10 protein-coding genes and 1 tRNA gene are annotated in these 12139 nt (G+C 31.8%); 7 read left to right on the top strand and 4 right to left on the bottom strand.

What is annotated here, in order from left to right; translation table 11 throughout:
• Positions 1 to 79 precede the first annotated feature (79 nt).
• The 3 genes from Q0945_RS07620 to Q0945_RS07610 all read right to left on the bottom strand — a co-directional run bounded on the left by Q0945_RS07620 (position 80) and on the right by Q0945_RS07610 (position 3056).
• Complete coding sequence (locus tag Q0945_RS07620) at positions 80 to 715, bottom strand: NAD(P)H-dependent oxidoreductase (protein ID WP_299432954.1); 636 nt, start codon at positions 713 to 715, stop codon at positions 80 to 82.
• 184 nt (positions 716 to 899) lie between these two features.
• Positions 900 to 2090, bottom strand: a complete 1191-nt coding sequence (gene kbl / locus Q0945_RS07615) for a glycine C-acetyltransferase (protein ID WP_299432951.1) — start codon at positions 2088 to 2090, stop codon at positions 900 to 902.
• A 6-nt stretch (positions 2091 to 2096) separates the two neighbouring features.
• Entirely contained in the window at positions 2097 to 3056 is a 960-nt protein-coding gene (locus Q0945_RS07610) for an NAD-dependent epimerase/dehydratase family protein (RefSeq protein WP_299432948.1), read from the bottom strand.
• Between the two features lie 164 nt (positions 3057 to 3220).
• On the opposite strand from Q0945_RS07610, the gene Q0945_RS07605 reads away from it, so the two are divergent.
• Both Q0945_RS07605 and Q0945_RS07600 read left to right on the top strand, forming a co-directional pair.
• Positions 3221 to 3682 (top strand): Lrp/AsnC family transcriptional regulator, encoded by a 462-nt coding sequence (locus Q0945_RS07605; RefSeq protein WP_299432945.1) that lies wholly within the window; start codon positions 3221 to 3223, stop codon positions 3680 to 3682.
• A gap of 117 nt (positions 3683 to 3799) precedes the next feature.
• Positions 3800 to 4003, top strand: a complete 204-nt coding sequence (locus Q0945_RS07600; RefSeq protein ID WP_121067093.1) for a hypothetical protein — start codon at positions 3800 to 3802, stop codon at positions 4001 to 4003.
• Positions 4004 to 4017: 14 nt separating this feature from the next.
• On the opposite strand, the gene Q0945_RS07595 is transcribed toward Q0945_RS07600, so the two are convergent.
• Positions 4018 to 5580 carry a protein adenylyltransferase SelO gene (locus Q0945_RS07595; protein ID WP_299432939.1) on the bottom strand — a complete coding sequence of 521 codons (1563 nt, stop codon included), beginning with the start codon at positions 5578 to 5580 and terminating at the stop codon, positions 4018 to 4020.
• 190 nt (positions 5581 to 5770) lie between these two features.
• On the opposite strand from Q0945_RS07595, the gene Q0945_RS07590 reads away from it, so the two are divergent.
• From Q0945_RS07590 to Q0945_RS07570, 5 genes are all read left to right on the top strand, one after another.
• A tRNA-Ser gene (locus tag Q0945_RS07590) sits at positions 5771 to 5858 on the top strand.
• A 235-nt stretch (positions 5859 to 6093) separates the two neighbouring features.
• On the top strand, positions 6094 to 7344 hold the full coding sequence (locus Q0945_RS07585; RefSeq protein WP_299432936.1) for a site-specific integrase: 1251 nt from the start codon (positions 6094 to 6096) through the stop codon (positions 7342 to 7344).
• 184 nt (positions 7345 to 7528) lie between these two features.
• Positions 7529 to 7792, top strand: coding sequence for a helix-turn-helix domain-containing protein (locus Q0945_RS07580; RefSeq protein ID WP_073087194.1), 264 nt, complete (start codon positions 7529 to 7531; stop codon positions 7790 to 7792).
• 146 nt (positions 7793 to 7938) lie between these two features.
• Positions 7939 to 9303, top strand: coding sequence for a hypothetical protein (locus Q0945_RS07575; protein WP_299432932.1), 1365 nt, complete (start codon positions 7939 to 7941; stop codon positions 9301 to 9303).
• Positions 9304 to 9445: 142 nt separating this feature from the next.
• Positions 9446 to 12136, top strand: coding sequence for a site-specific DNA-methyltransferase (locus Q0945_RS07570; RefSeq protein WP_299432929.1), 2691 nt, complete (start codon positions 9446 to 9448; stop codon positions 12134 to 12136).
• Positions 12137 to 12139: the final 3 nt, after the last annotated feature.

Here is a 12139-nt window from a genome sequence, read left to right as displayed (position 1 = left end):
AAAAATTAAAAAACCCTACTTAATAATATAAACTCTTTACTCTATTTTCTATATTCTTTATAAACTCAGAACTCCTAACCTACTTAATAGAAATCACAGATTCCGACACTTCTTTTCTTACTTTTTTAAAATCTGCAAACATATCATCCTCTGCTCTTATTCCTATTGGCAGTACTAATACTGGTTCTAAACTTAGTGCTTCTAAGCCCAAAACATCTTTATAACCTTGCGAAATAAATCCTTCCATAGGACAAGAATCTATTTTCTCTATAGCACAAACAGTCATTAAGTTACCTAAAGCTATATACGCTTGATGTTTAGACCAAATAAAAATTTCTTCTTCTTTTTTGTTTTCAAAAGAAGTAAGCATCATTTTTTTATAAGGTGCTATAATTTCATCACTAGTACCACGAACATCTTGTACTTTATGAAAATATGAAGCAACCGTATTTTTCATTTCACTTTTTTCAACACAAAGCACTAAAACATGAGAAGCTTGACCCACTTGTGGCTGATTAAAAGAATGTGGCACTAAATTTTCCTGTATTTTTTTATTATCTACTACTACCATTTTTATTGGCTGTAAACCGTAGGAAGTAGCAGTAAGGTTAAATGCTTGCTTTAATTTCTCAATATTTTCATCGCTAATACGCTTTAAAGCATCAAACTTTTTAACCGCATAGCGCCACTCTAAACTATCTATTATATTACTCACTTTTATTTTTTTTATAAAACACTGCACTAAGGCTTTTTATACCAATAGAAAGAGCTATATTTATTAAACTAGCTTCACCTTATTACATTTAACAAAATTAACTTTATTTTCCTACTTACTTTCTTTTTAAAGCATAAAAAAAACCGCAATTAAAAATTGCGGCTCTCTTAACTAGTGTGCATAATTAGCCAACTACACCTAGCTCTTTTCCTATTTTTATAAATGCTACAATAGCTTTATCTATTTGTTCTGTGGTATGCATCGCGGAAATTTGAACACGAATTCGTGCTTTTCCTTTTGGTACAACAGGATAGAAAAAGGCTATAACATAAATACCTTCTCCTAATAATTTTGATGCAAATTCCTGTGCCAACTTAGCATCCATAAGCATTATTGGAACAATAGGATGCTCTCCAGGAGTAATGGTAAAACCAGCTTTTTCCATTCCACTTCTAAACCTTTTGGTATTTTCTTGAGATTTATAAATCAATGAATTGTCTATACTTACTTTATCTAAAACTTTAATAGATGCTCCAACAATGGCTGGCGCCAGTGTATTAGAGAACAAGTACGGTCTAGATTTTTGCCTAAGTATATCTACAATCTCTTTTCTTGCTGCTGTAAACCCACCAGAAGCACCGCCAAGCGCTTTGCCGTAGGTTCCTGTAATAATATCTATTCTGCCCATTACTTTTTTATATTCATGGGTTCCTCTTCCAGTTTCCCCAATGAATCCTGTGGCGTGACATTCATCTACCATCACCATAGCATTATACTTATCTGCTAGGTCACAAATTTCATCGAGCTTAGCAATTATACCATCCATAGAAAAAACACCATCGGTAACAATTAACCTTCTTCTTGCTCCAGATACCGCTTTTAATTGCTCCTCTAAAGAAGCCATATCGTTATTTTTATATCTATGGCGAGCTGCTTTACACAATCGTATACCATCTATAATACTAGCATGGTTTAGTTCATCTGAAATTACCGCATCTTCTGCCGTTAATAAAGGCTCAAAAACACCGCCGTTAGCATCAAAAGCAGCAGCATAGAGTATACAATCTTCCATCCCTAAAAATTCTGCCGTCTTTTTCTCTAACTCCTTATGAATATCTTGCGTACCACAAATAAAACGTACCGATGACAATCCAAAACCATGAGAGCGCATAGCATCTATACCAGCCTCTATAACTTCTGGATGTGAGGATAACCCCAAGTAATTATTAGCACAAAAATTTAAAACAGGCTCTCCTAGAGTAGTTTTAATTTCTGCCCCTTGCTTGGTCGTAATTATCCTTTCTTTTTTATATAAACCAGAATCTTCAATTTCCTGTAATTCTGTCTGAAGCTGGTTTTTAACTTTTCCGTACATAGTATTCTATAATTGTGAATGTAAATCATATTTTTTCTTTAATTCCGTTAGCATCTCATTACTAATATCATCTAGCCTATAATGTGGCTCCCAATGCCAGTCTTCTTGTGCTTGGGTGTCTAGAATAGAACATGACCAACTTTGCGCAATAGCCTCTCTATAATCCTCTTTATAGGTTATTTTAAAATTTGGATACCATTTTTGAATAGACTTCGCAACCTGCTCTGGTGTAAAACTCAATGCATTTAAATTGTAAGAAGTCCTTGTTTTTATTTGATTTTTAGGTGTTTCCATTAATTCTAAGGTCGCCCTAACGGCATCTGCCATAAAAATCATTGGCAACGCGGTATTCTTTTTTAAATAGCACTCAAAAGGTTTTCTTTGTACTGCTTTATGATAAATATCTACTGCATAATCTGTTGTACCTCCACTTGGTAAAGATTGATGCCCTATAATACCAGGATAGCGTAAAGACCTAACATCTAAACCATATTTTGTAAAATAGTAATTTGCCCATTGTTCTCCTGCAACTTTACTAATACCATAAACAGTTGTTGGATTTAAGCAAGAATCTTGCGGTGTATTAAATTTTGGAGCAGAAGTGCCAAAAACAGCAATAGAACTTGGAAAAAACACCTTACTTACCCTGTATTTACGTGCTGCTTCGAATATAGTAAAAAGCGATTTTAGATTAATATTCCAAGTTTGTAAGGGTTGCTCTTCTCCCTTTGCAGATAAAATTGCTGCTAAATGGTAAATTTGCGTAATAGAATATTCTTCTATTATTTGCTCTACTGCTACTTTATTTGTAGCATCTAAAGAAAGTAATACATTTTCTTTTTCTGGTTTAACATACAAATCTGTAGCAATTACATTAGCTACGCCCTTAAGTTCTTGCAATGCCTTTACTAAAACCGTACCTAACTGTCCGCCTGCTCCAGTAACTAATATTTTATCCTTTTTCAATAGGTACTATTTAAAGCACAAAATTACATTTTTAGTTATTTATGCAAATAAATATACTGCATTCAATTAAAAATTAAGTAAATTTATCTTTAAGTTTGATTTTAAAACATATTTATTACTTTTAAAATCTGTTTTTTAATCTTTTACAACTAAAAATAACTGTGATGGAGCAAATAGACGAAACCGACCTTAGGATTTTACAAATTCTACAAAAAGACGCTAAGAAAACAACTAAAGAAATTGCACAAGAGCTAAATCTTACAGCTTCGCCCATTTATGAACGTATTAGAAAACTTGAAAAAAGAGGTATTATAAAAAAATATGTGGCTTTACTAGACCAAAGCAAACTAAATATACCAGTTACTGCTATTTGCCTAGTATCACAACGGTATCATAATGAAGGATTTATAGAGAAATTTGAAGAACAAATTAAAAACCTAAAAGAGGTACAGGAGTGCTACCATATGGCTGGTAAGGTCGATTTTTTCTTAAAAATAAATATTGAAAGCCTTGCTGCCTATCATGAATTTGTACGCACCAAACTCTCTAAAATTTCAAATATTGGGGTTTTAGAAAGCTATTTTGTTTTAAAAGAAATAACAGCAACTACAGAATACCCTTTTTAACCTCCAATACATCAAAAAAAATATAATTACCTATAAAAAAGTAGATTAAAGCAGTATATTACGCTGTTTTTTGTACTTTATAGGTACAAAATAAAACACTAGAAATTTAAATACTGTATGCCTACCAAAGAACCTGGCCATTATGTTTTACTAACGGATGACAATACGTATTTTGTAGAATACTTATTAGGACACCTAGAACTTAGCCCAAGCATACACCAAGCCATGGTTTTTGAGGATAATGAAACTGCCTTTAATTTTCAGAAGTATTTACGAGAAAAGTGTAATCTTGTTACTTCGGTAAATACATTTATAGACTAATATTTTTCTGCTTTTTACGAACTACAAGAGAGCATTGAACATCCCACTTTATTTCTTGCCCACTCTGGGCGCTTTGCATACCACTTAGTATATTCTGGCTGTTCCTCATAAGGTTTCAATAACATAGTAAACAATTCATTAAGAACACTATAATTTCCTTTATCTGAAGCATCAATTGCAAGCTGTGCCATATAGTTACGCAGCACGTATTTTGGGTTTATTTTCTGCATTTTTTCTATGCGTTCATCTGCAGACAGAGCTTCTTTCTCTAATCTTTCCGCATAGACTGTAAACCACAAATTCCATTTTTCTTTTAACTCTTCTGTAAGTTCTTCTAGGGTGTAAAAAGCTTCTTTAACGATGTCCAATCCTTCTAACGGAGCGTCTAATTTAAAGGCTGCCAACTCTCTATAAAAGATGGTCATATCAGTCTCTGTTGCTTGTAAAAGTTCTTGTAAGCTGTGTAGCAATTTTACATCTCCGCTTTGGCTCGTAAATACCCCAATTTTAGAAGCTAACATCTCTTGTTCTTTAGCATCATAGGTAGTACTAAAATTATGCAGTATTTCTTCCAAGCCTTCTGCTTCGCCAATTAAAGGATATATGGCATTTGCTAATTGGTACAGGTTCCATTGCACCACTTGTGGCTGATTTCCATAGCGGTACCGTTTATTCTGGCGGTCTGTGGTATTGGGTGTCCATCCTAAATCATAGCCCTCTAACCAACCATAAGGTCCATAATCTATAGTAAGTCCTAAAATACTCATATTATCGGTATTCATAACGCCATGCACAAAACCAACTCTTTGCCAATGCAACACCATTTCTAAACTTTTGTCTGCTACTTCTTTAAAAAAAGCAACATAAGCCTCTTTAGAAGGCTCTCCTAAATGCGAATAAAAATACTTTATAGTATAATCTGTTAATTTCTTAAGGGTAGCAATATCATTCCTAGAAGAAAAAATTTCAAAATTTCCAAAACGTATAAAACTTGGCGCTAGCCTTGTAACTACGGCTCCTTTTTCATAAGCCGTATTGCCATTATATAAAACATCTCTAAGCACTTTATCACCTGTTAGCATTAAAGACAATGCTCTTGTGGTTGGTACTCCTAAATAATACATGGCCTCACTACACAAATATTCTCTAATAGAAGAGCGTAAAACTGCCAAACCATCTGCATTTCTAGAATACGGGGTTTCCCCCGCACCTTTTAACTGCACCACCCAACGTTTATTTGCTTGATCTATTTCTCCTAAATTAATGGCTCTACCGTCTCCTAATTGTCCTGCCCAATTACCAAACTGGTGTCCGCCATAGCACATAGCATAGGGGCTAGAATTAGGAAGTATAGCATTACCACTAAAAACCTCTAGAAAGTCTTTTTTATACGTTTCTTCCTCAGAAATACCTAACGCTTGCGCCATAGAAGGTACAACATGCAAAAGCTCTGGTTTTGCTGTTTTTTTAGGCGTAACATAAGAAAAACAAGCCTCAGGAACTTGCCTCCTAGTATTTTCTTTAATAGGATCTGCAGGAAGCTCTTTAGAAAAGGTGTTTTTTAGATTTAATTTCATAAAACAAAGGTACGGAAGTAATTTTTTAAGTACGTAAACTACCGTTAAACCTTTGATTAATAAGCACACAAAAGGAAAAACCTTAGATTTTGTAAAAAAATATTTATAAAAAAGAGAAAAAGTCTTTATAAAAATAAAAAAGCTTTCTATATTTGCACCCGCATTCAGCAAATAGCTGATGAGGCACTCAGGAGAAATGGCAGAGTGGTCGAATGCGGCAGTCTTGAAAACTGTTGAGGGTCACACCTCCGGGGGTTCGAATCCCTCTTTCTCCGCCAAGATTTATTCAAAATCGACGAAAGTCCTGTAAACTCAATGTTTATGGGACTTTTTATTTTACCCAAAACATCAAAATATGTATTAAATACCATTCTGTTGGTGACCTATTAGGTGACCTTTTTTAAACCTTAATTAGGTCACCTAATTGTTTGTAACTATTTATAAATCAGCATAATATATCAATTAAAAGACCTCGAAATTTTGTAAATTAATGTATAATTAAAGGTCACCAGAATGAACAAAACATTTGGATTATTATTCTACTTAAAAAAAAGTAAAGTAGATGCACAGGGCAAATGCCCTATTTACCTACGTATTACCATAGATGGTAAGCGTACAGAGATTAGTACAAAACGTACCATTGAGATTGAGAAATGGAGCATTGAAGCCAATAAAGCTATTGGTAGAACAGAAGATATACGAGAACTAAATGCCTATTTAGATTCACTTACTACCAAAGTATATCAAAGCCAAAGAGACTTAGTTCAAGATAACAAAGAGGTTACTACAGAAACCCTCAAAAACAAGTTTTTAGGCGTTGAGGAAAAACAAAGAACACTTATAACCATCTTTAAAAATCACAACAAGCAAGTTGAAAAATTAGTTGGTAGAGAGTTTTCGGCAGGAACTTTAGAGCGTTATAAAACCGTATGTAAGCATCTGCAAGATTTTATGCAACATCAATACAATGTAAGTGATATACCAGTAAACAGAATAGACCACAAGTATATTACAGATTTTGAGTTCTATTTAAAAACCGTTAGAAACTGCGGACACAATAGTACAATTAAGTATATCAAGAATTTTAAAAAAATAGTACGTATAGCAATAGCAAACGATTGGATTAAAAAAGACCCATTCCTCAATTATAAAGTCCGTTTAAAAGAAGTAGAACGTCAATTCCTTTCAGAAGAAGAAATACAAACTATGCTCGAAAAAGAATTACATACCAATCGTTTAGAGCAAGTAAGAGATATTTTTATATTCTGTTGCTTTACAGGTTTAGCATATAGCGACGTTAAGAAGCTATCAAAAGATAATTTGGTATTTGGTATTGATGGCGATAAATGGATAAAGACAAAGCGAACTAAAACCGATACACGCAGTAATATTCCACTACTTCCAACCGCTTTAGAGATAATAAAGAAATATGAGAACCATCCAGAGGCAGTTACAAAAGGCGTATTACTTCCTGTATTAAGCAATCAAAAGTCTAATGCCTATTTAAAAGAGATAGCAGACTTGTGTGGTATCAACAAAAACTTAACCACCCATTTAGCTCGTCATACGTTTGCAACTACTGTAACATTGTCTAATGGTGTGCCAATGGAATCCGTAAGTAAAATGTTAGGTCATAAATCACTAAAAACAACACAACACTATGCTAAAATATTGGATAGAAAAGTGAGTGATGATATGGCAATTTTAAAACAAAAGTTTGCAGATAAGAGTATTGTTGACGATTCCAAAAGAATAGCTAATTAGAACATAAATACAGAATATATAAGTATATGCTTATACCCTTGTTTTTACAGGGGTTTTTCTGTTGAAAAAAGAGCCCTTTTTGTTTACAACTGTTTATAACTTCATTTTATAAAAACATCAAATTGTCGTAAATTAACACAATATAAATCAGGTGTTTACACCTTTTAATACATTTTAATATAGAATGACATTTGAAGTAATTACAAAGGATGATTTAAAGACTCTAAAACAAGAAATCATTACAGAACTTAAGACAATTTTAGGAAGCCAAAACGAGCAAAAAAAGTGGTTAAAATCAGCAGACGTACGTGAACTATTAAATATTTCAGCAGGCACGTTGCAGAACTTACGAATCAACGGAACATTACCCTATACCAAAATGGGTAAAACAATGTACTATGAGTATGATGATGTAATCGGAATTTTAATCCAAAACAAAAGTGCATAATGAGATTATACATACCAGAGAATTTGGATGTCGACCAATTGATGTATGATAATCCACCGAATTTTAAAAAATACGGATGCAAAAGAGATAAACTACTTTATATTATTCACTTAATAAATGCGCTACCTCTTTATAACAAAGATTTGATGTTTGATGGCTTTGTTCCATTAAACTCTAAACTCTTACAAGATAAAATATCCAATTATAAGGAGTACATAGATTATCTATTGCACGATTTAAAAATAATTGAGACTGATGGGCAATATATACCAGGTTTTAAATCCAAAGGGTATCGATTAGTAGATGAATACAATACAGCAATTACTTCCACAGTAGTAACAGATTTTACGTTTTACAGAAAACTAAAAGTAGAACGAAATAATAGAGAAGTATCTGTTAAGCATCTTGACTATTTAACAAAGTGGTTTAATGACAAGTTAGAAATTGATATTAATTACGTCAATGAATTTTTAGCACAAGAATTTGAATTAAAAGATAATAACGAGCAGTTAAAAGACTATGACAGAAGTCGAAAAAAATTCAAAGAACCTATATCACAATTAAACCACGCAAAAATTAGCGCAGAAAAAATTAGTCGTGAAGAATACTATTTGTTGCACGATGATAATGTGTATCGTTTTCATTCCAACCTTACCAATATGCGAAGCGTTATCAGAAATGCAGTAACGTATGATGGCCAAAAATTAATTTCAATTGATATAAAAAATAGTCAACCTTATTTAAGCACTATATTGTTGAGTCGCTCGTTTTGGATTGAGCAAAAAAATGAGCCAAATGCACCAAAAGAGTTATCAATCACATTCGATAAGCCCAAAAAGTCGCTATTTTCTTCTTTTAATAATATAAATGATAATATTTATAAAGTTGATGGTAGGATTGATGATAGATTGAATATATCACATATTAAAATCCACGATACTGATTCTTACATTATGTTAGGAGATATTGATAAAGCACTTATGAGTAGTGAGTTTAGTCAGTATATAAATCTTGTGGTGAGTGGTACTCTTTATGAGTTTTTAGAGCACCGTTTTGGTGTGGAATTGGGAGAAACATTTGCTAACCGTAAAGAGGTTAAAACAGCAGTATTTCAAGTGCTATTTACAGATAATAGATTCTTGGGGCAAGAGGATGCCAAACCAAAGAAAATGTTTAAGGAGATGTTTCCATACGTCTATGAGGTGTTTAGACAGATTAAGAGTAAAGACAAAACATTACTTCCAAGATTGTTGCAGAGTATTGAGAGTTACTTAATGATAAATGTTATAGCAAAGCGTATATCAGTTGAATATCCAGATGCACCAATATTTACAATACACGATAGTATTTCAACAACAGCAGAATATGTTGATGTGGTAGAAACTATAATGAAAGAAGAATTATCCAAAGCTATTGGTCACGCACCTAAATTAGCTCGTGAAGAATGGTGTAAAAGCAATATGATAAAGCATCTTGAAACTTTAAAGGAGAAAGCAAAAGTTGTAGCATAAATAACCCAACACAACCCAAGAAACCCAATGGGTTATTGACTTTAAAAATTTACTTGGAAATATTCCTAATTACCACAAAAAAGATTTATATTTTTAGGGTTTTTAAATTAAATATCACCTTTTAAGAAGGTCAAAATAATATATGGCGCATACATACGAACAAAGATTCTTTTCTGCATTAAAGGATACATTTATAGGTCAACCAATTAAAGGTAAATCTGGGTACGTTAACTTAATGGATTTAAAGGCACAATATTTTTCTGAAATAGAGCCTTACATTCAAGAAAGTATTGATAAGATTATAAAACCAGATTTTCGAGAAGAGCTATTTGAGAAACTTTATACTTTTTTTGATTGTTATTTAAATGAAACAGGAACGGTTTTCTTTGCTAAATCACAACTACATAGAAACCTTTATGAAAAAGTGTATTCAGACCGTGATGATGTTTCACTATTTTGGAAAACTCAAAAATTATATTACGTTAAATCAGAAGCGAACTATGATGACCTTCAAACAGAAGTTAACGGTGTTAAAATAGTTTTTGATGCATCAGAAATAAAAAACACTAAAGGAAACGAAAAGAAATCTCTTCAATTTCATTTAGTAAAGGCGGAAAATAGCGAGGTAGTTTTTAAAATAAAGTATCAAGAAAGTAATAGTTATGACCGCATTAAAGAGTATTTAGGCATTGACAAAAATAACGATATTTTAGATACTTGTTTTGAAAAATATGGGGAATCACTTCACGGTCAAGTAGCATTTGATAAATGCGAATTAGACAAAGATGTTTTTACTACTAAAGGCGATATAAGAAAGTGTATTAATATTGAAAATATTGATGATGTAACAAATACAGCTAAAGTATCTTATACTATTTCTAATTTTGATTTAACACTAAAATATCTAAACAAAAAAGGGATAATATTATATGAAGATGATGTAAAAAAAATATTTACCATTTACAAAAGACAAAATGAGATAGATTATTTTATTCATAAAGATGCTGAAGGTTTTTTAAAAGAACAATTTGATATTTATGTATACAATTGGTTGTTTAATGATTTAGAAACCGATTTTGATTCTGCAACTGTAAAGCGTATGCAAGACATCAAAAAGATTGCACATAAGGTTATTGAATATATTGCTCGTTTTGAAGATGAATTAAAAGCAATTTGGGAAAAACCTAAATTTATTCGTAACTGTAATTATGTCATTACTTTAGATAAATTAGCAGGTAATATTCCTTTAATAAATAAAATTATAGATAGTGCTGGTTGGGATAAACAAGTGGATGAATGGAAAAACTTAAAAGAAGAATGGTTTAATGATAAAGGTGAATTAGAAAAGAAGGAATGGAAAGAATTTGATTTTGCCTATAAAGAAGGTTTTAAATCTAACATAATTAACGACGACAAACTAAATTTAGAATATCAATATTTACCTATAGATACTATACATTTTAAAGAATATAAGTTTGAAATATTAGGAGAGTTAGATGATTATGAAAATCAAATAGATTTGATTCTTGCAAAAACTGATAATTTTCAATTACTACAAAATTTAAGGAAATTATATAAAGAACAAATTCAGCAAGTCTATATCGACCCACCTTTTAACACGGGTAGTGATTTTGCATATAAAGATGCATATCAAGATGCCTCTTGGTTAACTTTAATGTTTGACCGTTTAGTCCTTTCTAAAGAGTTAATGAAACCAGATGCAACATTTTATCTTCATCTTGATGAAAATGCAAATTTTTTAGGAAGAACACTATCTGATATAGTATTTGGAAAAAGTAATTTTAGAAGAGAAATAATATGGGATATTCAAGTTTTATCTGGCTATAAAGTGAAAGGTGCTGAAACTAACTGGATTTTAGGTCATCAATCAATTTATTTTTATTCTAAAAACAACAAATATAAATTTAACAAACTTACCCAACCACAATCATTAAAATATTTAGAAAGTTTTAATAAAACAGATGACGACGGCAGACTTTATCAAGTTGCTCACGGTAGGAATATTTACAGAGATGAAGTTGAAGAAAAAGGGAAACCTTATGGAGATGTATGGCAAAACATAAAGGATTTGATTGATGTTGAGAGACCTTTTCTTGATGTGTGGAAAGAATTAGTTCCAGCAGTTGATGAAAACTTACCATTTAATAATGTATGGTCTGATGTTATGTCTTTTCAGCAACAACCAACATCAGCAGAAAGAATTTTATTTGATACTCAAAAACCAGAAAAATTACTTGAAAGAATTATTAAATCTGGTACTGACAAAAAGGATATTGTTTTAGATTACTTCGGCGGTAGCGGTTCAACTATTGCTACATCTTTAAAACTTGGAAGAAAAGCTATTTCAGCAGAACAAAATGAGTATTTTTCTGGTGTTATTGTACCGAGAATTAAAAGAACATTATTAGGTCATAAAACCGTAGTTTCTATTGATAATAATTATGAAGGCGGTGGAATACTATGTTACTATGAATTAGAACAATATGAAGATGTTTTAGCCAAAGCAAAGTTTCAATGGCGAGGTGTAGAAGGAGAAAGTCAAGTAGAGCAATATAGCTTTATGCAAGATGAAAAATTATTAGATGCTATAGATATAGATTATAAAAGTGAGAATGCTAAAATTGTTTTTGAAAAATTATATCCAGATGTAGATATTGCAGAAACCTTATCAAATTTATCAGGTAAACATATAAAACAAGTTTTTGAAGATAAGGTAGTGTTTAAGGATGGTACAGAGGTTATTTATAATGAAATGACTTTTGAAAAACATCCTTGGATTAAACCATTAATCTGGTGGAATAGTAAGAAATAGCAG

Source organism: uncultured Maribacter sp., from assembly GCF_947500405.1.
Lineage (GTDB): Bacteria > Bacteroidota > Bacteroidia > Flavobacteriales > Flavobacteriaceae > Maribacter_B.
The sequence above is the reverse complement of the archived record's forward strand: the minus strand, read 5'-3'. Positions and strand labels throughout refer to the sequence as shown.